This is a genomic window from Gluconobacter cerevisiae (assembly GCF_015244675.1).
GTDB classification, from domain to species: Bacteria; Pseudomonadota; Alphaproteobacteria; order Acetobacterales; family Acetobacteraceae; genus Gluconobacter; species Gluconobacter cerevisiae.
This window is the reverse complement of record NZ_JABCQO010000001.1, coordinates 228775-255762: the sequence shown is the minus strand read 5'-3', so window position 1 is coordinate 255762 and position 26988 is coordinate 228775. Positions and strand designations below refer to the sequence as shown.

Here is a 26988-nt window from a genome sequence, read left to right as displayed (position 1 = left end):
AAGGTATTCCCATGAAGGTCGGTCTGTTTGTTCCCTGTTATGTGGACATGTTTCATCCCGAAACAGGAATTGCGACGCTGGAACTGCTGGAGCGTTTCGGGCTGTCCGTTGAATATCCTGTCGATCAGACATGCTGCGGCCAGCCCATGACCAATACCGGCTGTGAGCGCGAGGCGGCGAAGACGGAAGAACTGTTCGTTCGCAATTTTGGGAAATACGACTACATCGTCACGCCGTCTGGAAGCTGCACCAATCAGGTGCGCAACAACATGACGGCCATTGAGCAGACCGAGGCCGTCAAACACGTTCGCAGCCGCACCTATGAACTGGTGGAGTTCCTGCACGACGTTCTCAAGGTCGATGCCTTCCCCTGGGCCGAATTTCCGCATCGTGTTGCCTTGCACAATAACTGCAACACGCTGCGGAATCTGCGGATCGCCAGCATGAGCGAACGTCGGGAAGAGCCGTTTTCCAAACCGAAAGCGTTGCTTGGAATGGTCAAGGGGATTGAATTTGCCGATCTGACGCGCCCTGACGAATGCTGCGGCTTTGGCGGGACGTTCTCGGTGTTCGAGGAAGGTGTTTCGGCCAAGATGGGTCAGGACAAGGTCACGGACCAGCTTAAATCGGGGGCGGAATATGTCACGTCCTCGGACAGTTCCTGCATGATGCATCAGGAAGGCTGCGCGCGGCGGATGGGCGTCAACCTTAAATACATCCATATCGCCCAGATCCTGAACGGAGCACGCGCATGACCGCCGAACTGCATGAAGAGCTGACAGATCCGCATGCCGGCGAACAGCTCGATCACGGTGCCGCGTCCTCCCGGCCTCTGAAATCCCGGATTTCGGAGCCTCAGCCGAGGGGCGCGAAAATCCGCGGCAACCGGCCCGTTGACCAGTCCGAAGCCGCAAACCGCTTCATGGCCGCGACAGAGCACGAGGCCATGCATGATGCGCGTCTATGGGATCTGCGTCAGAAGCGCGACAAGGAAATGCACGGGATCGAGGAATGGGAAGAGCTCCGGAACCTTGCTTCCGGCATCAAGGAACACACGCTTTCGAAGCTCGATTATTATCTCGAACTGTTTGAGAAGAATGCGACGGCCAACGGGATCAAGGTTCACTGGGCGAAGGACGGGGCAGAGCATAACGCCATCGTTCTGGAGATCCTGCGGAGCAAGGGCGTCGAATTACTGATCAAGAGCAAGTCCATGCTGACGGAGGAATGCGGCTTCCGGGAGTTCATGGCGAAGAACAACGTCGAGGTCATCGAGACCGATCTTGGCGAACGCATCCAGCAACTCGATGACGAAGCGCCGAGCCATGTCGTGGTTCCGGCCGTGCACAAGCTGCGCACCGATGTCGCCAGTGTTTTTGCCAAAACGATCGGCTCCGACCCAGACAATGCCGATGCGCATTACCTGACGGAATGTCAGCGCGAGGCCACGCGTCCGCTGATCCTCTCGGCGCAGGCAGGGATGACGGGCGGTAATTTCGTGGTTGCGGAAACGGGGACGTTCGTTGTCTGCACCAACGAGGGTAATGCGGATCTGTCCGCCAATACGCCACCGCTGCATATCGCCTCCATCGGGATTGAGAAGTTGATCCCCGGTCTGAACGAACTGCCGGTCTTTATCCGTCTCCTGTCACGCAGTGCGCTGGGTTCCCCAATCACGCAGTATACGTCGCATTTCCGCGGCCCGCGTGAGGGTGGCGAGATGCATGTCGTGCTCGTGGATAACGGGCGTTCCGAGCGTCTGGGGATGGAGAAGTTCTGGCCGGGGCTGAAATGTATCCGTTGTGGCGCCTGCATGAACACCTGCCCGGTTTTCCGGCGCAGTGGTGGTCTGAGCTATGGCGCGACCTATGCCGGGCCGATCGGGCTGATTATCGACCCGACCTTCAACGTTCATAAATACCGTAACCTGCCATACTCCTCGACGATGAACGGAAGTTGCACCAATGTCTGTCCGGTGAAGATCAATATTCACGAACAGATTGCGGATTGGCGCAAAACGCTGGCGGGCGAGGGAGAAATTTCTCCGGTTAAGAAGGTCATGATGAAGGCGGCGGGCGAGGTTCTGGCGTCGCCTGTGGTCTATAGGGCGAGCCTGCCGCTTGGCCGCAGTGCGTTGCGACACCTGCCGCATTTCATGCTGTACAACAAGCTCAATACCTGGGGCCGCAAGCGCGACATTCCCGAAACGCCCAAACAGACGTTTAATGAATGGTATCGCAGGAACCGAAAGTCGCAGAGCGAGGGAGAAAAGTCATGAGCGGCTCACGCGACGCCATTCTTGGGGCGATCCGGAAAAACCATATTCAGGGTGAGCGTCCTCGCCCTGCCGTGCCGCTGTTCGATCAGGCAGCCCCAGCCGATCTGAAGGCTCTGTTTCAGAAGTCTCTGGAACGTATGGGCGGAAAAATACTGATCCCGGATGCGACTGATCCGATGGCACCCGTGCGGCAGGCCTTCGTCAAACCAGGGCCTGTTGTGTCCTGCGTGCCGGAGTTTGAGGGGGATATGAAAATCACGCCCCAAACGAAGCCCACGGATATCGCGCCGGTCGAATACGCGGTTCTGCGCGCGGCGTTCGGCGTGGCGGAGACCGGCTCACTGTGTTTCACCGAAAAGCAGCTTCATGTGAACACGACGGGCTTTCTGCCGCAGCATCTGATCGTCCTGCTGGACCCCGCCCAGATCGTTTACAACCTGCACAATGCCTATCAGCGTCCGGAATGGTTGCAGGCCCATTATGCCGTGTTCCAGAGCGGCCCGTCAGCGACGGCGGATATCGAGGGTGTTCTGGTGCATGGTGCCCAGGGTGTGCGGTCTCTGAGCGTTCTGTTCCAACCCTGATAAAACGGCGAGCCGCCTATAACCAGCCGTTCGCGCGAGCGATGCGGCCGGCTTCTATGCGGTTCCGGGCGTCCAGCTTCTGTACGATTTCCGAGAAATAATTGCGGACTGTTCCTGAGGACAGGGACAGTTCTTCCGCAATTTCACGGTTCGTCCGTCCGGCTTCGGCCAGACGGAGCATGGTGCGTTCGCGTTCGGAAAGCGGATCGGGCAGGGCGTCCCAGACGGCTTCGGCCAGATCGGGCGCAATCGCGCGCCCCCCTGCGGCGACCTTGCGGATGGCGGCGGCAAGCTGCGTGATGGGGGCGTCCTTGAGCATGTAGCCGCGCACTCCCGCCTGAAGCGCGCGCCGCAGATAGCCGGAGCGTCCAAAGGTCGTCACGATCATGACGCGGCTGGGGAGATTTTCCTGAAGGATTTTCTCGGCAAGTTCGATGCCTGTGACATAGGGCATTTCGATGTCGGTCAGGACCACATCGGGGCGGTGCTCGCGGATCAGGTCCAGCGCCTCGCGCCCGTCCGTCGCGCGCCCGACGATCTGGATATCGTCTTCAAGATGGAGCAGAGCCTCGAAGGCATCGAGGAGCATGGTCTGGTCTTCGGCAAGGATGAGGCGGATCATGGCAGGGTCGTCGCAGTCAGTGTGAAGCCCCGGGGGCGGGGAGAGATGGTCAGGGTGCCACCTGAAGCGGCAAGTCTGGCGCGCATGCCGCGCAGACCGTTGCCTTCGACGATGGTCCGGGCGGGTTGCGCGGCCTGAAGCGGGCCGTCATCTTCGAGGGTGAAGGTGTGGATGTTTCCGTTGGCGTCATACAGGAAGGTCAGGGTGCAGGTTCGCGCGTCGGAATGGCGAATGACGTTCGTAACGGCTTCACGCAGGGCGAGGGCGAGTACGCTGTTTGGGGGGGCATCAGCAGGAGGCTCGCGGCCCTCGAGAACGAGCGTGATGCCTGTCGTGTGCAGGGCTTTGCGGGCACGCTCCAGTTCGCGCAGGAGGGACGCCCCGTTCATGCCGGACACGGCCTCGCGGACTTCGCGCAGGGACGTGCGGGCGATCTGGCTGATTTCGTTGATTTCCTGCCGGGCGCGAGGCGGATCGGCTGTGAACAGGCGTTCAGAAAGTTCAGCCTTGACCGAAATGACGGTCAGGGAATGACCCAAAAGATCATGCAGGTCCCGGGCGATGCGTTCGCGCTCGGCGGTGGTGGCGAGCGCACGGAGCTCGTTCTGGGCTTCGCGCAGTTCGAAATTGCGGATACCGAGCTGCCACTGCACGAGCGTGCCCATATAGGTGATGATGCTGAAAAAGGCGCCGGGAATGACTTCAAGCGTGGTTTTGTGTCGGAAATGGCCGGAAATGATGAGCACGACCTGCAACAGGATGACCATCGTGATGGACTGTCGCCTTTCGGGCAGGCGTGCACACATTCCAGCAGCGAAAATGCAATAGACTTCCCAGTCGCCGTGCGTCCATGCGCAGGCATGGCCGATCAGATCGGTGAGGATGATTTCGCCATAGCCGTAATAGCGGTCTTTGCGGTAGGGCGCGAAATAGACCAGCAGGAACAGCAGCATGGCCGCTGCGGAAAACAGGACGCCCGGGAGTGTCGGGCGGTGATAGCCCAGCAGCCACGGAACCGGATAGAACAGCAGGTAGCTCAGATAGGCCACCAGATAATGGTTGAAGTGCGGCCAAGGCGTTTTGCGATCCGCCAGATGGCGGGAGAGGGAATCTGCGGCCATCAGGTGAGGGTGATGGTGGCCGGTTCGACAGGCAGGAACAGGCCGGACCGCCATAGTCGTATCGCGCTGCCAACCCAGATAGCGAGGGCCGTTCCGAAACCTGCGACTTCCAGATGGTGCGGTTCGGGCAGAAGCATGGAAAGGCCCGAAATCAGGACGATGGCGCCCCCCATAAAGACATGCACCGGTTCTTGCAGGGCGCGGCCCAGCGGGACGTAGGACAAGCCGATGATGGCCCCGAGCATCGGATAGAACAGGTCCAGCCGGTGATGGGCATGGGTCCATGAGGCGGCAGCAAAAATCCCTACGAAACGCAGGATTTTGATACGGCGCGTCAGCTTCGGGTCAACGGAGATTTCGGGGCGTCGCAGGATGAGGTCACGGCGGGTGAAACCGAGGATAAGAAGGATCGTCGGGATGGCGATGAGAGCAACGGTCAAGGCTATGGGAAACCTGGCCGCCTGTGCGCCGCGCGTGGCCCAGACGGCCGCGAAGGCCAGACCTGCACAGTCAGTCAGCAGGCCACGCCAGTTTTTGCGTTCCGTCATCATCCGCGCTGCGTCTCCGTTGGGGCAACCTGCGGCGAGGATGCCCGTTCCGGAGGAGAAAAAACAGGGTTCAGTGTCAGGAGTCGCGGATGACATTGGTCATCATGGGTTTCAGACCGGACGGAGCAGAATGTGCTTCTTCTTGCCGGACGACACTTTCAGGACACCGTCGCGCAGGTCGTCGAGCGTGAAGGTCTGGTTTTCGTCCGAGACCACCACATCGTTGACGCGACCGCCGCCGCCCCGGATCAGGCGGCGGGCTTCTCCGCCACTTGCCGCCAGTCCGGCCTCCTGAAAGACGCGGAATGCGGGCAGACCTTCGGCGATCAGGGTGGCGGGCAGGTCGATTTCCGGCAGGGCGGCCTGAGTGGAGCCCTGCTCGAAGACGCGGCGTGCCGTCTCGGCGGCGTCTTCGGCGGCGGCGCGACCGTGGCAGATGGCGGTGGCTTCGGTGGCGAGTATTTTCTTGGCCTCGTTGATATCCGCGCCTTCGAGCGCGCCGAGGCGTTCGCATTCCTCGACCGGAAGATCCGTGAAGAGTTTGAGGAAGCGGCCGACGTCGGCGTCCTCAGTGTTGCGCCAGAACTGCCAGTATTCAAACGCTGGCAACCGCTCTGCCCGGACCCATGTCGCGCCGTTGGCGGATTTGCCCATTTTGACGCCGGAAGATGTGGTGACGAGGGGCGTCGTGAGGCCAAAGACCTGTTTTCCGTCTGTCCGGCGAGCCAGATCAATGCCTGAGACGATGTTGCCCCACTGGTCCGAGCCGCCCATCTGGAGCACGGCGCCGTGTCGGCGGTTCAGTTCGCGGAAATCGTAGGACTGGAGGATAGAGTAGTTGAACTCCAGAAACGTCAGACCCTGTTCCCGCTCCAGACGCTGCTTCACGCTGTCGAAAGCGAGCATACGGCTGATGGAGAAATGAACGCCCACGTCTTGCAGCAGGTCAATGTAGGACAGTTTGTCCAGCCAGTCCGCGTTGTTGGCGAGGATGGCGCCGCTGGAAGGGTCTTCATCGCTGAAGGTGATGAACTGGCGTAGCGATTTCTCGATCCCGGCGATGTTGTGCGCGATCGTCTCGCCCGTCATGAGGGAGCGGGCTTCGTCGCGGAAGGATGGATCGCCGATTTTGGCTGTGCCGCCGCCCATCAGGGCGATCGGGCGATGGCCGTGTTTCTGGAGCAGGCGCAGCGCCATGATGGAAAGTGCATTGCCGACATGCAGGGAGTTCGCTGTCGGATCGAAACCCACATAGGCAGTGATCGGTCCGGCCAGCAGGGCCTCGTCGAGGGCGTCGAGGTCGGTGCACTGGAAGATCAGGCCGCGGGCCTGGGCTTCGAGGAGGAACGGACTCTTTGGCATGGGTCGGTCTTGCTACGCTGCTGCTGAAAAGAAGGGACGCGGACCCTAGCATGACCGGCCCGGGAGCGGAAATTTCGGCGTTAGACGAGGGGCTGGACGGGCCGAAATCAAAAAAGGCTCTCCGTGAGGGAGAGCCTTTTTGAGTGGGTGTCTGACGGGATGTGTGTCCCTGATCAGTCTGCGGCCAGCGCCAGTGTTTTGCGACCGCGCATCGTGTTGACGTGGTCTTCCAGCGCCTCGCCGACACGGTCGGCCTGTTTGGCGAAGATGTGGTCGGCGTCGTCGAAGATGCGGTAGTCGACGGTCACGTTCTTCTGGGTGTTCAGCTTGTCCACCAGCTTTCGGATGCCCGGCTCAGGGGCCATCTCGTCCTTGCCGCCGGCAATCATGAGGCCACCGCAAGGACAGGGTGCCAGAAAGCCGAAATCGTAGTCGTTGGCCGGAGGAGCCACGCTGATCCAGCCGCTGATTTCGGGGCGACGCATCAGAAGCTGCATGCCGACGAACGCGCCGAAGGAATAGCCCGAAATCCACAGTTCGGTGGAGTTCGGATTGACCATCTGCATCCAGTCAAGGGCGGCGGCTGCATCGGAAATTTCGCCGATACCGCCGTCATAACGGCCCTGGGAGCGGCCGACGCCACGCGAATTGTACCGCATGACCGAGAAACCCATTTTCTCGAAGCTGCGATACATCGTGTAGGTGATGCGGTTGTTCATGGTGCCGCCGTGGAGCGGATGGGGATGCAGCACCAGGGCGAGCGGAGCGTTGGGTTCGCTGGAGTGGTGGTAACGACCCTCGAGCCGGCCGTCTGGGCCGGCGAACATCACTTCAGGCATAATACTCTCGCGCTGTGTCAGGCAGGATTGGAACTCTGCCGTCCGGTGATGCTGTATATATCGATTCGCAAAAGCCGATTTCCACCAAAATCGACATGGCATTGCGATTTCCGCCCGTTTGTCCAATCTGGAAAACATGATGACTGCGCTGAAAACCGTCGCCGGGACGACCTATCTGGACGCCAATGCCACCGAACCGCTGCGGCCCTGTGCGAGAGAGGCGGCGCTTGAAGGGATGATGCTGTTGGGGAACCCGTCTTCGGTTCACGCTCAAGGGCGGGAGGCACGTCGATTTCTCGAAGACGCCCGCAGCCGGATGGCAGAGGGTTTCGGGCGGATTTCCGGTACTTGCGTGTTCACGTCCGGGGCGACGGAAGCCGATGCGATGGCGGTGTATGCTTTCGGACGTGGACGCCGGATTTTTGTTGGTGCTACGGAACATGATGCCATCCTCAAGGCGGCTCCCGAAGCGGAAATCCTGCCTATGAATGGGGACGGAATTCTGGATGTGGAACACCTTCGCGCACGGCTGCGGGAGAGTGGTCCGGCACTGGTTTGTGTGATGTCCGCCAATAACGAGACGGGGGTGCTTTCGCCGCTGGAGGATGTGTTGGCAGTCTGTCGCGACTCGGGCGCGCATTTGCATGTGGACGCTGTGCAGAGCGCGGGACGGGTGCCGTTTGCGCTGGGTGGATGCAGTGTTGCGGTGTCGGGGCACAAGATGGGTGGCCCAAAAGGGGCGGGTGTGTTGTTGCTTGCGGAAGACGAACCCATGGACGCGCTGGTGGCGGGCGGCGGGCAGGAGCGGGGACGGCGGGGCGGAACGCAGGCTCTTCCGGCCATTCTGGGCATGGCGGCGGCATTCGATGCAGCGCGTGCGCAGGATTGGGGGGCGGTGCAGCGTCTGCGGGACCGGGTCGAAGCTGTGGCGCAAGCTGTCGGCGCGCGGGTTTCGGGGGAGGCTGTTGCACGGCTGCCGAATACGAGCTGTCTGATTCTGGATGGGGTGGCGGCGCAGGTTCAGCTTATGACGCTGGATCTGGCAGGGTTCTGCGTGTCCGCGGGGTCGGCCTGCTCGTCGGGGAAGGTGTCGTCTTCGCATGTGCTGCGGGCGATGGGGGAGACGGAGGGTGCGGCGCAGGCCATTCGTGTTTCGCTCCCTTGGAACGTGCAGGAGGCTCAGGTCGAGGCATTTTGTGAGGCTTACGAGGCGATGGCGCTGCGTCTGCGCAAATGATCGGGGTAGATAAAGAGGGACGGGGGGCATGATCTATCTCGATTATTTTTCGACAACTCCGTGTGATCCGACCGTTGTAGCGGCCATGCTGCCGTGGTTCGGGGAGGATTTCGGCAACCCGCACAGTGTGCATGGTCCGGGACGGAAGGCGGCGGAGGCCGTGGAGCGGGCGCGGGAGAGCGTGGCTGGGCTTTTGGGCGTGGAAGCGCGGGAGATCGTGTTCACGTCCGGTGCGACGGAAGCGAACAACCTCGCCATCAAAGGGGCAGCGCGACATCTGATACGGCTGGGCGATCCGCGACGGCGGATCATCACGGTCGCAACCGAACACAAATGCGTTCTGGAATCGGTGCGGGCGCTGGCGGTTGAAGGCTTTGAGGAGGTCGTGCTCGGCGTGGATGCTGACGGGCAGGTTGATTCTGAGGCACTGCGGGAGGCGCTGAAGGTGCCGACACTGCTCGTAAGCATCATGGCCGCGAACAACGAGACCGGCGTGTTGCAGGATATTCCGCAGCTCGCGGCACTCGCGAAGGCCGCGGGCGCGCTGATGCATGTCGATCTGGCGCAGATGGCCGGGAAAATGCCGGTGTCGTTGAAGGATGTGGATCTGGCGTCCGTGTCCGCGCACAAGATGTATGGGCCGAAAGGGATCGGTGCGCTGTACGTCCGCCGACGACCGCGCGTTCGGCTGGAGGCGTTGTTTTCGGGGGGCGGCCAGGAACGCGGATTCCGTTCCGGAACGCTGCCGACACCGCTGGTTGTCGGGTTTGGAGTGGCTGCGGAGCTGGCTGTTGCGAACATGGCGGATGAGGCCGTGCGGTTGCGCCTGTTGCGGGACGATTTGTGGACCCAGCTTCAAAACGGCTTGCCTGGGACCGCCCTGAACGCGGCTGGGGCGCCGCGTCTGGCGGGGACATTGAATGTCTGTCTGCCTGAGGGAATCCGGGCGCTCGACGTGCTGGAAGCCTGCCCGGATGTGGCCGCTTCGACCGGATCGGCCTGTACGGCGGCGGAGATTGCGCCCTCCTATGTCCTGACGGCGATGGGACTTTCTGCGCAGAAGGCGTCGCAATGCTTGCGCCTGTCGGTCGGACGCTCTACCTCCAAGGCCGATATTGACCGTGCGGCCGAACTTCTGATCGCAGCCGCACGGACGTGCCAACCCAACTGAAACCGGAAAAAGCGTACGACCTATGCCCAAGATGACCTTTATCGAGCGTGATGGAACCCGTCGTGACGTGGACGCGCCTGTCGGACTGTCGGTGCTGGAAATCGCGCACAAGCATGACATTGACCTCGAAGGCGCCTGCGAAGGATCGCTGGCGTGCGCGACCTGCCATGTGGTCGTCGATCCGGACTGGGCTGCCAAGCTGAGCACGCCGACCGATGACGAGGAAGACATGCTCGATCTGGCGTTCGGTCTGGAAAAGACGTCCCGTCTGGGCTGTCAGATCGTCATGACGGATGCGCTGGATGGCCTGATCGTCCGTCTTCCGAAGGCGGGCTGAGCACCATGCGGATCCTCGTTGCCATGTCGGGAGGCGTGGACAGTTCCGTAGTGGCCGCGCTGCTCAAACGGCAGGGCCACGAGGTGATTGGCGCGACCCTCCAGCTTTACGATCACGGACAGGCGGCCAAGCCGGGTGCGTGCTGTGCGGGGCGTGACATCATGGATGCGCGCGCCGTGGCAGACCGTCTGGGCTTTCCGCATTACGTCATTGATGCGGAAACGCGCTTTCGTGACAGTGTGGTCGAGAGCTTTGCGGACGCCTATGCGCGTGGCGAAACGCCTGTTCCCTGCGTGGCCTGCAATCAGGGCGTGAAGTTCACGGACCTTTTGGGCATGGCGCGGGATCTGGGCTGCGAGGCCATGGCGACCGGGCATTATGTCCGCCGTGTTGAAGGGCCGGACGGGGCGGAAATGCACCGTCCCGTCGATGCCGAGCGGGATCAGACCTGGTTCCTGTTCGCCACGACCAAAGACCAGCTTGACTATCTGCGTTTTCCACTGGGCGAGATGCCGGACAAGGCGCATGTTCGGGCGCTGGCCGAAGAACTGGGCCTGTCCATCGCCGCCAAGCCAGACAGTCAGGACATCTGCTTCGTCCCAACCGGCTCCTATGCCGAACTGGTCGAGAAGCTGCGCCCGGAAGTGCGGGGCGAGGGCGAAATCGTGGACGAGGACGGCAGGGTTCTGGGCCGTCACGAAGGCGTGGCGCGCTATACGGTCGGACAGAGCAAGCGTCTGGGCGACATCCATACCGCGACAGGCGAACGCCAGATGGTGACGCGCATTGATGTGCCGAAGCGGCGCATTGTGGTCGGGCCGCGCGTGCAGCTTTCGGAAGCCGACAGCCGCCGGACCGTGCGTCTGCGCGACATGAACTGGCTGATCGATGCGCCTGCTGAGGGGGTGCGCTGTGGTGTTCAGATCCGCGCCCGGGAGAAGCTGCGCGAGGCTGTCGTGAAGCCTTTGGAGAATGGTGGCGCACTGGTGGAGCTGAACGAAGCCGCGATGCCCGCGCCCGGTCAGGCCTGTGTGCTGTATGACGGAAGCCGTGTGCTGGGCGGCGGCTTCATTACTGCGGGAGAGGCCTGATGGCGGGAGTGCTGCTTCTGGGGTCGCGCCGGTATTCGTCCTGGTCCCTGCGGGGCTGGCTGGCGGTCCGTTTGGCCGGGCTGGACGTGACGGAAGAGGTCATTGCGCTCAAGGGCGGTGGCCGGACGACCGAGATTCATGTCCGCTCCCCCAACCGGATGGTGCCGTATCTTCAGCATGACGGTGCGGATGTCTGGGAAAGTCTGGCGATCTGCGAATATTGCGCGGAAATTGCACCGTCCCTGTGGCCGGAAGACCGGATTGTGCGGGCTCATGCCCGCAGTATCAGCGCGCAGATGCATGCCGGTTTCCGTCCGATCCGCCAGAACTGCTCTATGGATGTTGAGCGTATTCCCGCGCCTCTGCCGGAAATCAGCGAGGAGCTGGCGGCCGATGTGGCGCTGCTGAGCCGTACACTCAAAGATGCGCTCTTGCGCTCGGGTCAGCCGACGACGTTCCTGTTCGGGGACCGGATGACGGTGGCGGACTGCATGTATGCGCCGATTGCCATTCGCATTCACACGTTCGAACTGGCAGTTGATCCGGTTGTGAAGACCTGGGTGCGGACGATGCTCGATCAGCCGCTGATGCGGGAATGGTACGCGCTGGCTGAGGCTGAACCAGCGGAGTGGCGTCTCCTTTACTGATCCTCAGACTCCCTGTTCCGCAACAGATCGTAAGGATTTTCGCAAGGAACTTCCTGTGTCTGTGAGGGGTTAAACAAAGTGGACTTGTTTACCCGAAGCTCATTCTGTCGCAGGTCGCTGGCAGAGCAGGATTCGGGAAGGGAAATGCGGATATGAATTCTCTGGGGCTGTTTGCTCTGCTGCTGGCCGTGGCAACGCTGCTTGGGATCATCAACTACCGGACCCTGAAACTTCCACTGGCCATCGGAATTCTGCTGTTCTCGATGGTAATCTCCCTGATTGTCATGCTCCTGAATCCGCTTTTTCAGGGCTATGACCTGCAGGAGGTTCCCCGGACATTGCTGGGAACGATCAACCTGCCCCGGACACTGCTGGATGGGGCACTGTCCTTCCTGCTGTTTGCAGGGGCGATGCAGGTCGATCTGGGAATGATGGTGTCGCGCGGCAAGTCGGTTGCGGCGCTGGCGATTGTGGGAACGTCGCTGGCTGTAGCGCTGATGGCGGTTCCGGTATGGCTCATTTTCCCCTTATTCGGGCTTGCCGTGCCTTTCAGTTGGTGCGTGCTTCTGGGCGCGATGCTGGCGCCGACTGATCCGGTTTCGGTTGTGGGCATGTTGCGGCGTCTGGGGCTGCCACCCTCTCTTCAGGCGACTTTCGCCGGTGAAAGTCTGTTTAATGATGGCGTGGGGGTCGTCATTTACGGAACGATGATCGGGATGGCTACCGGGGATATTGCATCCGTTTCGGTCAGTGATTTCATATTGCGTTTTCTGGTCGAGGCCGTGGGTGGTGGCCTGTTTGGTGCTTTCACGGGGTGGCTGGCGGTGATGCTGCTACGTGGCGTGGAAGACGCACAGATTGATCTGCTGGGCTCTCTGGCACTGGCGGCGGGTACTTATAGTCTAGCGAACGGGCTACATATGTCCGGCCCGATCGCGGTCGTGGTAGCTGGAATGAGCTTGGCCAGTAAAGCGGGGCATCGCGCCATTACACCGCAATCCCGAGCAGAAATGGTGGGGTTCTGGAACCTGATCGATGAGATTCTGAACGCTTTGCTGTTCCTTCTGATCGGCTTCGAGCTTTTGGAAATCAGTCCCCACCTGGCGCCGTTCCTGATGATGGTGGTCGCTATTCCGCTCTCGGTGCTGGTGCGCGGGGCAAGTGTTTTCCTGTGTACCATTCCTGTGCAACTGCAACCCGGAGAGCGGGGGCGCGCTTTGGGGCTTCTGACGTGGGGCGGCCTGCGAGGCGGTATTTCCGTTGCACTCGCACTGGGGCTTCCGGCTGGTGAGTTGCGCGATACGCTGCTGCCTGTGTGCTACGGGGTCGTGGTGTTCACGATCATCGTTCAGGGTCTGACGATGGGGCGTGTGGCGCGCTGGCTGTATCCCGAGAAGCCTTCCGCAGTCGAAGTGCCTCCAGCCTGAAGCCCCATTGAGGCGATATTTCCGCAAAAGGTGTTCGGTGGGTTCTGTGGGTTCCGAAAGAGGGCTGTGATAGGTTCGGAAAACAGAGAGTTCTGCTGGAGTATTTTACAGATGATACGTTTTAAGCATGTCACGATGGCCGCAGCTTTTGGGGCTGCGCTCGTTCTGCCGCATCTGGCGTCTGCAACGCCGTTGCCGGGGCAGGCCGCCTGCTGGCCGTCGAATGTCGGTGAAGACCCACGCCCGGAAATCAGCTGCCAGACCCTGTCGCCGGAATTCCTGCGCAAGTTGGAACATGCGACGCCTGCTCAGGTCGTCAAGCTGTTTGCGGTGCCGGGAAAAGATGGAAAGCCGACCTATTTTGAAGGCGTGGGCAAGATCCCGGGTTTCTATAACGGCTATGTCGAACTGGTTTACAACAAAGGCCATGTGACGAATGTGAGCGCGGTGACGACCGAGTTCCAGAAGAACGGCATGGCGGGCGATGAAATGGATTTCCGCTGGGATTCCGTGAAGGGCGAATGCTCGGACTTCCCCGGTTCAACCCATCGGTGCAACGCTGCCGAATAAGGCCTGATTTTCAGAAACCGATCTCTTCCTGCTCAGGGTGTAGCGGGAAGAGGGGTCAGGCCGAGGGGCGGCAGGACATGAAGCGTCGTCTTGCCGAAATATCGCAGGGCGGACTGCACTTCCCATCCGGTTCCACCCGCATGATAGGTCCCCGGCTCCCAGTGCCAGTAATAGAATGCGGGTGAGGCCGTGCCTTGCGAATAGGTCATATCGGTCCCCGCCGACAGTCCGGACGCCCAGACATGATGATGGGCGGCTTCTTCCAGCGGAAGGCCTGCGAGGGCGAGTGACAGGTCCGACAGGCGCCACCGCATTGTCCATCCCGCAAACAGCAGAAGTCCCGTCAGGGCACAGACCTGAAGGAGTGTTTCTCTCTTGTGGTCGCCGGAAGATATCTTGAACTTTTCCGATAAAACCGTGCTCAGACCCGCGGAAAGCAGCAAAACAAGAAGGACTGAAAGGTCCAGCCGGAACGTTTCATGGCGCTGGCAGCACAGAAATCCAAAGGCGTAGAACGCGGCGGCGATTGTCAGATACATCGTGCCCGCAAGCGCAACGGCGGGCGCTATGAGCGTCCGCAAGGCGGGGCGGATGCCGCATGTCATGAATAATGTCGTAAAGGCGCCGGTCAGGATGATTTTCAGTGCCAGTCCGCTGGCGATGGCCTGTTTTGTGAACTCGCTACCCGAACTCATTTCGTTCGGTTGTAGGGCGATCAGCGTTTGCAGGAATGGACCAAAGGCCGCGGCAAGACTGGTTCTGATATGCCCATGTGTGGGTGTGAACGGAAATCCACTTCCGCCCATTCGGTGATTGAGAAGCATCTCTGCAGAAACGCAGAGTCCAACGCCTGTCGGCAAAAGCAGCCATCTGGACCGCCTAAATGCGGTGGCACGGCGAACGTATAGAAGCTCAAACCCACGCATTCCCAACCAGAGCATTCCGAAAAACACTCCCGCTTCGCTTGATGTCAGTGCAAGAGACAGCAACAGGGCTTCCGCGCGAGTAGAAAGGATCTGACTGATCTTCAGAAGGGTCAGTCCGCAGGCAGCGGCAAGGACGGGAAGATGGGCGATGGTGCCCATTGGCCAGTAGAAGAAGTCTGCGGAAGGGTGACCGAGCATGAAAATGGCGGCAACGGACACCGCAATCAGCAGGCGTGTCGAGGCGGGGCCGTTACTTCGGCGCAGGAAGGGTACAAATGCGACCGCAGCGCAAAACAGCCATGTAAGGGCCAGAAAGAGCCAGGCCAGCGGCTTATGTACGGCATTGACGACTGTTCCGTAGGCGAAGATGACAATTTCCGAAAATGGACGCGGGCTCCAGTGCAGCAGCCTGTCTGACAGAAATGCCAGACCATGCTCCCGAATATTGGCAAAGTAATCGTATTCGTCTCCCTGCCAGACAGAAGCGGGAAGGATGGCGGCCTGTAAGGCGATGACGAGGAGCATCACGCACAGGACGACGCCATAGGCTGTCCCCATGATGGTGGGTTCAGCGGAGCGCAAAGCTGATGATCGGGGAGGCGTCATGAGGAGTTCAGCGACAGACGTGGCAGTGTTCTGGGGTGATGCTGCGAAGATAGCCTGCGAAATCGCGAAAGACGGAAGCTCTCGGGTCCGAGGCGCGCCAGGTCAGACCGATCGTGCGGCGCGCTTCGGGTTCGGGAAGGGGGCGAACGGTGATGAGATCTTCGAAATCTACGCGGTTGCGCAGTGCAAGCTGGGGAATGAGGGAAAATCCTTCGCCCGCTCCGATCATGTACCATAGCATTTCAAGGCTGGTGGCCAGACGCTGCTCGCCTTCGCGCGGAACGGTCGGGCAGATGGACAGGGCCTGATCACGCAGGCAATGCCCATCCTCCAGCAGCAGCAGGTCTGGGCGGCCGAGCTGGCTGAGGGAGAGTTTCGGTTTCTGCGCCAGTTCATGCGTGCTCGGAAACACGGCAAGAAAAGATTCCTCAAAGATCGGCGCGCTTTCCAGAGCCTCGGAAGGTGCGGGCAGTGCCATGAGAGCGACGTCCAGTTCGCTGTTGCGCAGAGCGTGCACCAGCGTGTCCGTCATGCTTTCACGCAAGCGCAGGCTGAGCGCCGGATAATGCTCACGCAGGCGGGGCAGAAGGCCCGGAATGTAATACGGGCCGAGTGTGGGAATGACGCCGAGCCGGAGCGCGCCTTCCATGGGGCCGGTCTGGGCACGGGCGACTTCGAGCAGGTTGCGGGCTGCCGCGAGAACCTCCCGCCCGAGCGCGAGCAGACGTTCGCCATCCGGAGTCGGGGCGACGTGCCGCCGCGAGCGTTCGAAAAGGGTGACATCCAGAAGCTGTTCGAGCTTGCGGACCTGTTCGGACAGTCCCGCTTGGCTGACGCCGCAGCGTTCGGCCGCGCGGGAGAAGTTGCGCAGGTCATCGACCGCAACCACATATTCGATATCACGCAGGGACAGGCCGGAAAGGGGAACATAGCTCATGTTCCATAAATAGGACCGGATAACGTTATGGGGAAGTGCGGTTCTGCTTGTTAAAGAAAAATAACGTCGGAAGAGGCTGTTTCTTGCGGACAAGGTTCATATCATGATCGGGAGTCTTGATATCTTCATTCTATAAGTTCGGTTTTGGCGATCAGTCATATTGACAGGAACTGTTTCCTGTCCCTCTCTTTCTGTGTGACACAGAGTCCGCAACACAACACCAACCCAAGGTCAGGAGACAGTCTGATGGTTCGCATCAACTCCCCGCTGAAGCCCTTCTCTACCGATGCTTTCCGCAACGGTGAGTTCCTCACGGTCACGGACTCCGACGTTCGCGGCAAGTGGTCCGTTTTCTTCTTCTATCCGGCCGACTTCACGTTCGTCTGCCCGACGGAACTCGAAGACCTCGCCGACAACCAGGCCGCTTTCGACAAGCTGGGCGTGGAAATCTTCTCCGTCTCCACGGACAAGCATTTCACGCACAAAGCCTGGCACGACACGTCTCCGGCTATCGGCAAGATCAAGTACACGATGCTGGGCGACCCGACGGGCGCGATTGCACGCAACTTTGATGTGCTGATCGAAGAAGCCGGCATGGCCGATCGCGGCACGTTCCTGATCGATCCGGAAGGTAAGATCCAGTACATCGAAATCACCGCCGGTGGCGTCGGCCGCAGCGCGACCGAACTTCTGGAGAAGATTCAGGCTGCACAATACGTCGCAAGCCATCCGGGCGAAGTCTGCCCGGCGAAGTGGAAGGAAGGCAGCGAGACGCTCAAGCCGTCCCTCGACCTCGTCGGCAAGATCTGATCCTTTCCGGATCTGATCAGGGTGGGGCTTTCGGGCTCCACCCGCTTCCGCCTTCTTCTGAAGGCGGCTGTGCCGGACAGTCTTCCGGTTCCAAATATTCAGTCCCGTAATCCGGAGAAAAAAGATGCTTCAGGACGACCTGAAAACCCAGATGCGCGCCTATATGGAGTACCTGCGTGATGCGGTCGTGCTTGAGGCGACCCTTGGCGCGGATGCCCGTTCCACTGAAGTGCGCGGCCTGCTGGAAGACATTGCCAGCCTGTCCCCCAAGGTGACGTTTTCGGACAAGGGGCAGGGCTCCCGCACGCCATCATTCGTCATCCGCCGCCCCGGCACGGACATTCAGGTCTGCTTTGCGGGTCTGCCGATGGGGCACGAGTTTACGTCGCTCGTTCTGGCGCTGCTTCAGGTCAGTGGCCATCCGCCGAAGATTGAGGCGGATGTGGTCGAACAGATCCGCGCGCTGGACGGGGAGTTCCATTTCGAGACGTATTTCTCCCAGTCCTGCCAGAACTGCCCGGACGTGGTGCAGGCGCTCAATGCCATGAGCGTGCTGAACCCGAAGATCCATCACACCGCCATTGATGGTGCGGATTTTCAGGAAGAAGTAGAACGCCTCGGCATTCGCTCGGTCCCGCAGGTCTATCTGAATGGTGAGCCGTTTGCGTCGGGTCGGATGGAAGTGGCGGATATTCTCGCCAAGCTGGATACGGCTTCGGTCGCCCGTTCGGCGGAAAAGCTGAACGACATGGCACCGTTTGATGTGCTGGTGCTTGGTGCTGGGCCTTCTGGTGATGCGGCGGCGATCTATTCCGCTCGTAAGGGCCTGCGGACCGGTCTTGTAGCGGAGCGGTTTGGCGGTCAGGTCATGGATACGGCCGGGATCGAGAACTTCATTTCCGTGCAGGAAACGGAAGGGCCGAAGCTCTCGGCAGCGCTTGAGGCTCATGTGCGGCAGTATGATGTGCAGATCATCGCCTCGCAGCTTGCGGCAAAGCTGATCCCGGCTGAAGACGTCGGTGGTCTGCATCAGATCGTTCTGGAAAGTGGTGCCACGTTGCGTTCAAAGACGGTCATCATCGCGACTGGCGCGCGCTGGCGGCATCTGGGGGTTCCGGGCGAGGACGAATATCGCACGAAGGGCGTGGCCTACTGCCCGCATTGCGATGGTCCGTTCTACAAGGGACGTCCGGTTGTTGTGGCTGGTGGCGGCAATAGCGGTGTGGAAGCGGCTATCGACCTGGCAGGCATTGTCTCGCATGTCACGCTCTTACAGCGCGGCGCGCATCTGAAAGCCGACAAGGTGTTGCAGGACAAGCTGCTGAGCCTGTCGAATGTCACGGTTCTGACGAACGCCCTGACCACGAAGATCGAAGGGGATGGCAAGGAAGTCACGGGTCTGACTTATAGCGACGGTGATGGTGGACTGCATCAGGTCAAAACGGATGGCGTGTTCATTCAGATTGGTTTGTTGCCCAATTCGGAGTGGCTGAAGGGGGCTCTGAAGCTCAGCCCGTATGGCGAGATCGTCATCAATGATCACTGCGCAACATCCGTCCCCGGTGTGTTCGCGGCAGGAGATGTGACGACGGTTCCGTACAAGCAGATCGTCATTGCGATGGGTGAGGGAGCCAAGGCCTCCCTGTCCGCCTTCGATTATCTGATCCGTCTGCCCGTGACTGCAAAGGCCGGATAAAGAAAAGGGGGATTGGGGATTTTCAGGACGGGGTGTAGATTTCGGTCATGCATCCTTACCTGATCCCCCTTCTCACTTTCGCGGCTGCGGCTGCCGTCTTCACGATTACGCCGGGCCTCGATACGGCCATGACGCTGCGAACTGCCACGACCTCTGGCTGGAAGGCCGGTCTGGCAGCGGTCGTGGGGATTTGTCTCGGACTTGGGATCTGGGGGCTTGCTGCGGCTTTCGGTCTGACGGCGCTGCTAGCGGCCTCTCAAACGGCCTTTATGATCGTCAAATGGGCCGGCGCGCTTTATCTCGCCTGGCTTGGGATCGGCCTGATCCTGCATCCTCGAACGTCCCTCGGGGCAGCGGATGCGGTGCCTGTGCAGGCCGATGCGCGCGCAGCCTTCCGGCGGGGTCTGCTGACAAATCTGCTCAACCCCAAGGTCGGCATTTTCTACATGACCTTCATGCCGCAGTTCATCCCGCCGCATGTGAACGTGAAGGAATTTTCGCTCCTTCTGACCGGTATTCAGGCGTTGCTGTCGTTCTCGTGGCTCGGACTGCTCGTTGTGCTGACGGTGCCTTTAGGGCGGTTTTTGTCGAGTGCGACGGTCGTGCGCCGCATGGACCGGCTGACGGGCAGCATTTTTCTGGCGTTCAGCCTCAAGCTGGCGCTGAGCCGCAGAGCCTGAGTTTCAGACAAAAATGGCGGGACCGAAGCCCCGCCATTTTTTTAGACTGAAGCCATTCCCCGCAGAACGTAAGGCAGGATGCCTCCGTTGCGGTAATAGTCCGCCTCATCGACTGTATCGACACGACATAGCAGCGGGACATCCTGCGTGCTGCCATCCTGACGGGTGATGGTCATGGTCAGCGTCTGGCGCGGCGTCAGGGTTTCGATGCCGTGAATGGCGATCGTTTCCGTTCCGTCCAGACCCAGCGTTTTGCGCGTTGTGCCCGGCTCGAAGGTCAGGGGCAGGACGCCCATGCCGACGAGGTTGGATCGGTGGATGCGCTCGAAGCTCTCGGCGATGACGGCTTTGATACCCAACAGGCGCGTGCCTTTCGCGGCCCAGTCACGCGATGAGCCCATCCCGTATTCCTTGCCCCCGAACACCACGAGCGGCACGCCGTCCTCTGCATATCGGCTAGCGGCATCATAGATGGACATCTGCGCGCCATCCGGCTGATGCAGCGTGACGCCGCCTTCGGTTCCCGGTGCCATCTCATTTCGGATGCGGATATTGGCGAAGGTTCCCCGGACCATGACGCGGTCATTGCCGCGACGGGAGCCGTAGGAATTGAAGTCCTTCACCGCAACCTGATGCTCCTGAAGATACACGCCCGCAGGCGAAGAGGCCGCAATCGCACCGGCCGGGGAGATGTGGTCGGTCGTGATGTTGTCGCCCAGCAGCGCCAGAATCCGCGCGCCGGAAATGTCTTTCGTGGGCGCGGGTTCGGCGGTCAGACCGTCGAAATAGGGCGGGTTCTGCACATAGGTCGAGCCGGGCTGCCAGTCATAGGTGGCTGAGGTTCCGGCAGAGGCCAGAGCCTGCCATTCCTTGGTGCCTTCCGTGATGTGGCTGTAACGCTCGACGAACGCTTCGCGCGTGACGGCAGAACCGACGAGCTCGGCGATTTCGTGGTTGGTCGGCCAGATATCGCGCAGGTGGACCGCCGTGCCGTCGGGCGCATGTCCGAGAACAGCCGTCGTGATGTCCTCGCGCATCGTTCCCAGCAGCGCATAGGCGACGACGAGCGGCGGGCTTGCGAGATAATTGGCCCGCACGTTGGGCGAAATCCGGCCTTCAAAATTTCGGTTGCCGGACAGGACCGAGGTCGCGACCAGACCATTGCCCTCGATCGCGTCCACAAGTTCTTTCGCCAGCGGGCCGGAATTGCCGATGCAGGTCGTGCAGCCATAGCCGACCGTCTCAAAACCCAGCGCGTCCAGATCGGCGCTCAGATTGGCGCGATCCAGATAATCCGTGACGACCTGCGATCCGGGTGCGAGCGACGTCTTGACCCAGGGCTTCGGCATCAGGCCAAGCGCGCGGGCCTTGCGGGCCACCAGCCCGGCTGCGACCAGAACGGCGGGGTTGGACGTGTTGGTGCAGGATGTGATGGCGGCGATGACGATGGAGCCGTGCCCGATCGCATAATCCGTGTCAGCGACGGGGGCAGTTTTGTGAATCGCGTCCGGTTTGACGCCGAGCGCTTCCGTCAGGGCTTTTTCGAAAGCCGGGGTGGCGGCGGAGAGTTCGATCCGGTCCTGCGGGCGCTTGGGGCCGGAAATACAGGGCGTGACTGTGCCCAGATCCAGCGTCAGAACGTCCGAAAAGACTGGCTCCGGCGTTGAGGCATCGCGGAACATACCCTGCGCGCGCAACCATGCTTCGGTCAGGGCAATGCGGTGTTCGTCACGGCCGGTCTGGCGCAGATAGTCGAGCGCGAGTGCATCCACGGGGAAGAAGCCGCAGGTCGCGCCATATTCCGGCGCCATGTTTGCGATGGTGGCGCGGTCCGCGACCGGCAGATGATCCAGCGCCGGGCCGAAGAATTCCACGAATTTGCCGACCACGCCCTTGGCGCGAAGCATCTGTGTGACCGTCAGGACCAGATCGGTCGCGGTCGTGCCTTCCGGCAGACGCCCGTCCATGCGGAAGCCCACGACATCGGGAATGAGCATGGAAATCGGCTGTCCGAGCATGGCGGCCTCGGCTTCGATCCCGCCGACACCCCAGCCCAGAACGCCAAGCCCGTTGACCATAGTCGTGTGGGAATCCGTGCCATACAGCGTGTCGGGATAGGCGTAGGTGACGTCGCCAACCGTTCCCGTCCAGACCACCTGCGACAGATATTCCAGATTGACCTGATGGCAGATGCCAGCTCCCGGCGGGACGACGCGGAACTGGTCGAATGCTTCCTGACCCCAGCGCAGGAACGCATAACGCTCACCATTGCGCTCGAATTCCAGCGAAACGTTCTGCTGAAGCGCATCCTTGCGTCCGGCGACGTCCACCATCACGGAATGGTCGATCACCAGATCGACGGGCACGAGCGGATTGACCTTCTGCGGATCACCGCCGAGCGAGACGATGCCGTCGCGCATGGCTGCCAGATCGACGACGGCTGGAACGCCGGTGAAATCCTGCATCAGGATGCGCGCGGGCTTGAACGGGACTTCCTCGGTGGAGTGTGCAGCTTTCGTCCAGTCGACAATCGCCTGTGCGTCTTCAACGCGATAGGTCGTGCCATCCGTAAAGCGCAGCACGTTTTCGAGCAGAACCTTCAGGCTGACGGGCAGGCGCGAAATGTCTCCCAGCTTTGCAGCGGCGACGGGCAGGGAGAAATAGCGATAGGAGCGCCCTTCAACCGAAAGGTCGCGCTGGCAGTCCAGAAGGTCGTGTCCAACCTGTTTCATGATGGGAATGTTCCTTGGAGGGCTGTCAGGGAATTAGTTGATGGCGCGCAGAAGGGCCTGCGTGACGTCCTGCGTGGTGGCCTTGCCGCCGAGATCGCGCGTGCGGAGGCCTTCGACCTGAAGGATCTGCTTCATCGCACCGTCAAGCCGTTCGGAGAGGTCCAGCCGTCCGACATGGGCGAGCATCATGCTGCCCGCCATCATCAGCGCCAGTGGATTGGCGATGCCCTGTCCGGCGATATCGGGCGCGGAGCCATGGACGGCTTCGAAGATTCCCATTTTCTCGCCGATATTCGCACCCGGCGCCATGCCTAAGCCGCCTACGAGACCAGCCGTCAGATCGGACAGGATGTCGCCGAACAGATTGGTCGTGACGATGACGTCGTAGTTCTCCGGACGGATGACGAGTTCCATTGCGCAGGCATCGACGATGCGTTCTTCCAGCGCCACGCGGCCTTCATATTCTGCGGCGACCTTGCGGCCCTCATGCAGGAACAGGCCGCTCAGGATTTTCAGGATGTTCGCCTTGTGAACGAGCGTGACCTTCTTGCGGTTGTTCTTGATGGCGTATTCGAAGGCGAAGCGGACGATCCGGTTGCATTCCGCGCGGGTATTGAAGCCTGCGCCATACGCCACAGCTTCGGGGTCCCCGTCCACGGCCATGTAGTGCTCCATCGCGGCGTAAAGCCCTTCGATGTTTTCGCGGATCACGACCAGATCGACGTTTTCGTAGCGCCCACCGGGAACGATCGTCTGGGTCGGGCGCACGTTGGCGTATAGGTCGAAGGCCTGACGCAGCGTGACGTTGATGGAGCGGAAACCCTTGCCGACGGGCGTGGTCAGCGGGCCTTTCAGCACGAGGCCGGTGCGGCGGATGCTGTCGAGCGTAGCCTCGGGGAGAGCGGTTCCGTGCTCCTCGAAGGCGCCGACGCCTGCGCTCTGGTGATCCCAGAGGAAGGGGGCGTCGAGGGCGTCCATGACGGTCGTGACCGACTGCATGATTTCCGGGCCAATTCCGTCACCGGCGATGAGTGTGGCGGGAATGGTCTTGGTCATGGCGCGTTCCTGTCCGGTCAATAAGGATATGTGTTTATGACGCAGCGGACCTTAAAGAGATTTCGCGCCTGAACCAATGTTTGCGGAGGGGTTTCATCATACTTTAAAGGTATGGGATGATCGAACTCAGACATCTCCATGCTGTCATTGCCATTGCCGAAGAACGCAACCTCACCCGGGCTGCCGAACGGCTGGGAATCCAGCAGCCTCCGCTTACCCGGCTGCTCAAGGGGTTGGAGCAGGAACTGGGAGTTCAACTCTTCGAGCGTCATGCAAAGGGCATGCGGCTGACATCGGCGGGGCGTAGTATGCTTAAGGGGGCATATGATGTCATCGCGCGTATGGATGAGACGATCGAAGATGTCCGCCGGATTGTGCGGGGCGAAACCGGGGAACTGTCGATCGGGTTTACGAATTCCGCCCTGTGTCATCCCAGTCTGCCGGACATGCTGGGGCAGTTTCGCGAAACCTGGCCGGACGTGGGACTAACGTTGACGGAGGGCAATTCCAGTCAGCTTCTGGAAGGCCTGCGGGAAGATGCCGTGGATGTCGCTTTTGTGCGGACGTCCATTCCTGATGTGTCGGATGTCGTGGTTGAACTGATCGTGGAAGAACCCATGGTGGTAGCGGTTCCCCGGACGCACAGATTGGCGAAAGACGCTCCGGCTTCAGGTCTGAAACTGACCGAACTCGAGAACGAGGATTTCATCCTGTATCAGAGCCAATATAATAATGGCTTGTACAAGACGATCGTGGATGCCTGTCTTGGGGCGGGTTTTACACCAAGGATTCACCAGAAGGGACCGCAGCTTCTGGCGGCTCTCAATCTGGTGGCAGGAGGACTTGGGATTTCCCTTGTTCCCCAGTCCATGCAGCAGCATCATGCCGGACAGGTGGCCTATATCCCGCTGTCTTCCCGCACCGCCCTGACGGCACCGCTTTATCTGGTGTTTCGCTCTGTCCGCATGACAGGCGCCAAGCTTTATTTCATTCATCAGGCCCGTCGCATCCGGCAGAACTATGGGCCGGTAGCCACCGAGTAACGCCCCGTAGGTTCAGGATTCCATCGGAGGCGTGAGGGAAGGATTTTTCCGGCCGGAGTCATTGATCCAGCTTTTGGTCAGCGTGTAAGCGACGGACAGGATCAGTGGGCCAATGAAGATACCGACAAGCCCCAGTCCGCCCAGTCCACCGATAACGCCAAGCATAATGAGAATGAGCGGAATGTCGGCCTGTTTGCGGATCAGGAACGGGCGCAGGACGTTGTCGATGACAATGGTAATGATCGTGACGGCAAACAGAAGTGCAGCAGGTGCGAGACCACGTTCAAAATAGACCCAGATCACGGCTGGAATGAGAGTAAAACCTGGGCCGCCCTGAAGCAGGCAGATCATGAATGTGGCGGCGGTGAGGATGCTGATCCAGGGTACACCTGCGAGTTTCATGCCGATACCGGCAACGGTAGATTCTACGACTGCAGTAACGGTGACGCCAAACGCCACGCCCCGGATTGTACAGGCGGCAAGTTGCAACATTTCCTTGCCGCGATGGCCTGCCAGAATGGTGACAAGGCTATTCGCAACGGCAGTTGCAGCCTCCGCGCGCATGAGGAGGAAGCCGAGAATGACGAGTGTGAGAATAAATTGCAGAGCAAGAATGCTGAAGCTGCCTGCATAAGCCAGAAAGGTGTGGATCATCGTTTCTGGTGCAGGAATAATTTTTTGAATCATTTCCGGGAGCTGCATGTGCTGGACACGGTCCCAGAGCGGCGCAATATGCTGGCCAACCAGCGGAAGCCGGGCGAGCCATTCCGGTTCATCCGGAATGTGAAGTGATGAAGCAGTGGAGATCAGGGTAGCAATATCGCTGAAATGGCCGGAAACGGTAGTAATGGCGAGCCACAGCGGAAGAATGAAAACCAGCATTGCGATCAGAATTGTCAACGAGACCGCCGTCCGACGACTATTTCCGACGACAGTCTGAAGACGGCGTAACAGGGGCCAGGTGGTCACTGCGATGGTGACAGCCCAGATTGTGGCAGGAAGGAAGGGTTTGAGGATCCAGATGGCGCTGATGACAATTGCGCTTGCCAACAGGGCGACCAGAACGGAACGGGTATTGTCCTGCGGACCATTCTGGGAAAAATCTGGCATTGTGCGTCGGCTTTGCGAAATAGAAACAAGATATCGGAAAGATATGCGACTTTCAGGGGATGAGAAAGTCACATCTGGATGCGACTAAAAACTCTTCTGGGGATCTGTATTTCGCAGTTCTGTTTGTTGTGAAATATTGCGATCCGGAAAATTTCTTTTATTCAGCTTTTGGGAAGATCTCAAAAGTCGTTTCTGGAGATTTGGCTGCACCAATCGTTTTTATGGCGGGAGCACGACCTCCCAGATTTTCATGGTCATGCGCAATTTGTTTGATTGCAATTTGGTGAACATTTTCCGGTTTTCCCCAGAAATTAAATCTGACGAAATTTACGTCAGGTTTTGGTCAGACTGCTCAAATATCTCTTTCGTCAGACCGAAACGACCATAAGACCTGCAGCCGCATCTGATGGAAAGTTCGGGCAAGAGGGTGAGCGATATCTTGCTCTCTGATCACAGATTTTCTGATGTGGAGAGCCGTATGTCCTCGGTTGACAGTTACAACGCAACATTTAGCCCGATGAGCACGGGCGACCTCAACACTTCAGTCACCGGCCAGAACCTGAGCACGCAAACGGCACAGGAAATGGAGCAGGCTCTGATCCAGCTCCTGCAGGAAATGGAAGCAAGCGGCAACGGCTCGGGCGCGGGTTCGTCCGGTGCTGGTTCTTCGACGCCCACACCTGTCGGCAACACGGGTCTGTCTCTGACTGGTAACCTCAGCGATGACATGAAAACGCTGAAGACGCTTGTCGATATGAACGGCACGAACGGCAACACCCTTCAGCAGTACGCTCAGGCTGTTTCTTCGGAAGCCAGCCAGCAGGGTAACGGCCTCGACTCTTCCGTTGCGGGCAACATTGGCCGCAGCCTGTCGGATGGTACTTATGATCAGGGCGGCAGCAGCAATGCCATCAAGCAGGCTCTTCAGGGCAACAGCGTTGATGCGCTGAGCAACAATGTCGACACGATTGCTGATGCCCTGCAGTCCGGCAAGTCCGGCTCGGATGAGTTCAACAATCTGAATGCTCTGGCTCGCGAAGCTTCGAACGCCGGCAACAACAACCTTGCTGACGTTGCGAAGATGCTGGCCAGCGAAATTCAGTCCGGCACGTTCAACGGCAGCTCCGCTGCGTCCGAACTGAAGTCCGCACTGGGTTGACGCCCCGCATTCTGCCCTGCGCGTTTTCGGGGCGCGGGGGGAATGCAGAGCGTGTTCAGGCGTTCGTTACGAACGTCACGGTTTTCGGGAGTTCATGTGAGCTTCCGAATGGCGCCGAGAGAAAACGGCGCTGTTTTTAGTCACTAACAACGTCATGGAGAATAAAATGAGCGGTTCCATCTCTGCCAGCAGCGACTCAACCATGCAGCAGATCATGCAGCAGTCTGAAGCTATGGAAGACCAGAACCTGCAGAAGCAGGAGCAGATGTCTGAAATCTCCAACGCTCAGACGTTTGCGAACGATTTTGCCCAGACGATGGAAAGCAACGCGAAGTCTGCCTTTACGAAGGACTGATTTCCGCATCGTCGGACATGGCCTGCATGCCGGGGGCAGACCTC

At 60.0% G+C, this 26988-nt stretch carries 26 protein-coding genes; 16 read left to right on the top strand and 10 right to left on the bottom strand.

Translation table 11 applies throughout. The annotated features are described in order from the left end of the window. The first annotated feature begins 11 nt into the window (after positions 1-11). From HKD21_RS01080 to HKD21_RS01070, 3 genes are read left to right on the top strand one after another with little or no spacing between them, the layout of a single operon-like run. Positions 12-755, top strand: coding sequence for a (Fe-S)-binding protein (locus HKD21_RS01080; RefSeq protein ID WP_194254076.1), 744 nt, complete (start codon positions 12-14; stop codon positions 753-755). After that, positions 752-2278, top strand: coding sequence for a lactate utilization protein B (locus HKD21_RS01075; protein ID WP_194253823.1), 1527 nt, complete (start codon positions 752-754; stop codon positions 2276-2278). The genes HKD21_RS01080 and HKD21_RS01075 overlap by 4 nt, the downstream gene beginning before the upstream one ends. Continuing rightward, positions 2275-2862 carry a LutC/YkgG family protein gene (locus HKD21_RS01070; protein WP_194253822.1) on the top strand — a complete coding sequence of 196 codons (588 nt, stop codon included), beginning with the start codon at positions 2275-2277 and terminating at the stop codon, positions 2860-2862. Before HKD21_RS01075 ends, HKD21_RS01070 begins: the two co-directional genes overlap by 4 nt. 16 nt (positions 2863-2878) lie before the next feature. On the opposite strand, the gene HKD21_RS01065 is transcribed toward HKD21_RS01070, so the two are convergent. The 5 genes from HKD21_RS01065 to HKD21_RS01045 form a co-directional block, all read right to left on the bottom strand. Then, a complete protein-coding gene (locus HKD21_RS01065) occupies positions 2879-3484 on the bottom strand; it encodes a response regulator transcription factor (RefSeq protein WP_194253821.1) in 606 nt (201 codons plus the stop codon). Further along, positions 3481-4605, bottom strand: a complete 1125-nt coding sequence (locus tag HKD21_RS01060) for a sensor histidine kinase (RefSeq protein ID WP_194253820.1) — start codon at positions 4603-4605, stop codon at positions 3481-3483. Before HKD21_RS01060 ends, HKD21_RS01065 begins: the two co-directional genes overlap by 4 nt. After that, on the bottom strand, positions 4605-5156 hold the full coding sequence (locus HKD21_RS01055) for a hypothetical protein (RefSeq protein WP_194253819.1): 552 nt from the start codon (positions 5154-5156) through the stop codon (positions 4605-4607). Before HKD21_RS01055 ends, HKD21_RS01060 begins: the two co-directional genes overlap by 1 nt. A 108-nt stretch (positions 5157-5264) precedes the next feature. Continuing rightward, on the bottom strand, positions 5265-6515 hold the full coding sequence (gene tyrS / locus HKD21_RS01050; RefSeq protein ID WP_194253818.1) for a tyrosine--tRNA ligase: 1251 nt from the start codon (positions 6513-6515) through the stop codon (positions 5265-5267). A 173-nt stretch (positions 6516-6688) separates the two neighbouring features. Further along, on the bottom strand, positions 6689-7354 hold the full coding sequence (locus HKD21_RS01045) for an alpha/beta hydrolase (RefSeq protein ID WP_194253817.1): 666 nt from the start codon (positions 7352-7354) through the stop codon (positions 6689-6691). 136 nt (positions 7355-7490) lie between these two features. On the opposite strand from HKD21_RS01045, the gene HKD21_RS01040 reads away from it, so the two are divergent. The 7 genes from HKD21_RS01040 (at position 7491) to HKD21_RS01010 (ending at position 13834) form a co-directional block, all read left to right on the top strand. After that, positions 7491-8591 (top strand): cysteine desulfurase family protein, encoded by a 1101-nt coding sequence (locus tag HKD21_RS01040; protein WP_228120690.1) that lies wholly within the window; start codon positions 7491-7493, stop codon positions 8589-8591. A gap of 28 nt (positions 8592-8619) precedes the next feature. Further along, positions 8620-9762 carry a cysteine desulfurase family protein gene (locus HKD21_RS01035; protein ID WP_194253816.1) on the top strand — a complete coding sequence of 381 codons (1143 nt, stop codon included), beginning with the start codon at positions 8620-8622 and terminating at the stop codon, positions 9760-9762. A 22-nt stretch (positions 9763-9784) separates the two neighbouring features. Next, a complete protein-coding gene (locus tag HKD21_RS01030) occupies positions 9785-10099 on the top strand; it encodes a ferredoxin family 2Fe-2S iron-sulfur cluster binding protein (RefSeq protein ID WP_194253815.1) in 315 nt (104 codons plus the stop codon). Between the two features lie 5 nt (positions 10100-10104). Next, positions 10105-11190, top strand: a complete 1086-nt coding sequence (mnmA, locus tag HKD21_RS01025) for a tRNA 2-thiouridine(34) synthase MnmA (protein WP_194253814.1) — start codon at positions 10105-10107, stop codon at positions 11188-11190. Continuing rightward, complete coding sequence (locus HKD21_RS01020) at positions 11190-11837, top strand: glutathione S-transferase family protein (protein ID WP_194253813.1); 648 nt, start codon at positions 11190-11192, stop codon at positions 11835-11837. The genes mnmA and HKD21_RS01020 overlap by 1 nt, the downstream gene beginning before the upstream one ends. A 152-nt stretch (positions 11838-11989) precedes the next feature. Then, positions 11990-13264, top strand: a complete 1275-nt coding sequence (locus HKD21_RS01015; protein WP_194253812.1) for a cation:proton antiporter — start codon at positions 11990-11992, stop codon at positions 13262-13264. Between the two features lie 111 nt (positions 13265-13375). Further along, positions 13376-13834, top strand: coding sequence for a hypothetical protein (locus HKD21_RS01010; protein WP_228120688.1), 459 nt, complete (start codon positions 13376-13378; stop codon positions 13832-13834). Between the two features lie 32 nt (positions 13835-13866). On the opposite strand, the gene HKD21_RS01005 is transcribed toward HKD21_RS01010, so the two are convergent. Continuing rightward, positions 13867-15366 carry a hypothetical protein gene (locus tag HKD21_RS01005; RefSeq protein ID WP_194253811.1) on the bottom strand — a complete coding sequence of 500 codons (1500 nt, stop codon included), beginning with the start codon at positions 15364-15366 and terminating at the stop codon, positions 13867-13869. Positions 15367-15373: 7 nt separating this feature from the next. Beyond that, positions 15374-16303 (bottom strand): hydrogen peroxide-inducible genes activator, encoded by a 930-nt coding sequence (locus tag HKD21_RS01000; protein WP_194253810.1) that lies wholly within the window; start codon positions 16301-16303, stop codon positions 15374-15376. Between the two features lie 246 nt (positions 16304-16549). Here HKD21_RS01000 and ahpC point away from each other — a divergent pair, with 246 nt between their 5' ends. The 3 genes from ahpC to HKD21_RS00985 all read left to right on the top strand — a co-directional run bounded on the left by ahpC (position 16550) and on the right by HKD21_RS00985 (position 19489). Beyond that, on the top strand, positions 16550-17113 hold the full coding sequence (ahpC, locus tag HKD21_RS00995) for an alkyl hydroperoxide reductase subunit C (protein WP_194253809.1): 564 nt from the start codon (positions 16550-16552) through the stop codon (positions 17111-17113). Positions 17114-17237: 124 nt separating this feature from the next. Continuing rightward, entirely contained in the window at positions 17238-18809 is a 1572-nt protein-coding gene (gene ahpF, locus HKD21_RS00990; protein WP_194253808.1) for an alkyl hydroperoxide reductase subunit F, read from the top strand. Between the two features lie 47 nt (positions 18810-18856). Continuing rightward, positions 18857-19489, top strand: a complete 633-nt coding sequence (locus HKD21_RS00985) for a LysE family translocator (protein WP_194253807.1) — start codon at positions 18857-18859, stop codon at positions 19487-19489. A 41-nt stretch (positions 19490-19530) separates the two neighbouring features. Here the strand turns inward: HKD21_RS00985 and acnA are convergent, their stop codons facing one another. Beyond that, the gene (gene acnA / locus HKD21_RS00980) at positions 19531-22221 is read right to left on the bottom strand and encodes an aconitate hydratase AcnA (protein ID WP_194253806.1); all 2691 of its coding nucleotides are present in this window, start codon (positions 22219-22221) and stop codon (positions 19531-19533) included. 33 nt (positions 22222-22254) lie between these two features. Next, positions 22255-23277: an isocitrate/isopropylmalate dehydrogenase family protein gene (locus HKD21_RS00975; RefSeq protein WP_194253805.1), complete on the bottom strand. Its 1023-nt coding sequence runs from the start codon at positions 23275-23277 to the stop codon at positions 22255-22257. 116 nt (positions 23278-23393) lie between these two features. On the opposite strand from HKD21_RS00975, the gene HKD21_RS00970 reads away from it, so the two are divergent. After that, a complete protein-coding gene (locus HKD21_RS00970; protein ID WP_194253804.1) occupies positions 23394-24320 on the top strand; it encodes a LysR family transcriptional regulator in 927 nt (308 codons plus the stop codon). A gap of 12 nt (positions 24321-24332) precedes the next feature. Here the strand turns inward: HKD21_RS00970 and HKD21_RS00965 are convergent, their stop codons facing one another. Next, positions 24333-25430 (bottom strand): AI-2E family transporter, encoded by a 1098-nt coding sequence (locus HKD21_RS00965; protein WP_194253803.1) that lies wholly within the window; start codon positions 25428-25430, stop codon positions 24333-24335. A 478-nt stretch (positions 25431-25908) separates the two neighbouring features. Here HKD21_RS00965 and HKD21_RS00960 point away from each other — a divergent pair, with 478 nt between their 5' ends. Together HKD21_RS00960 and HKD21_RS00955 are read left to right on the top strand one after the other, a co-directional pair. After that, a complete protein-coding gene (locus HKD21_RS00960) occupies positions 25909-26589 on the top strand; it encodes a hypothetical protein (protein ID WP_194253802.1) in 681 nt (226 codons plus the stop codon). Positions 26590-26755: 166 nt separating this feature from the next. Next, entirely contained in the window at positions 26756-26944 is a 189-nt protein-coding gene (locus HKD21_RS00955; RefSeq protein ID WP_146792858.1) for a hypothetical protein, read from the top strand. Positions 26945-26988: the final 44 nt, after the last annotated feature.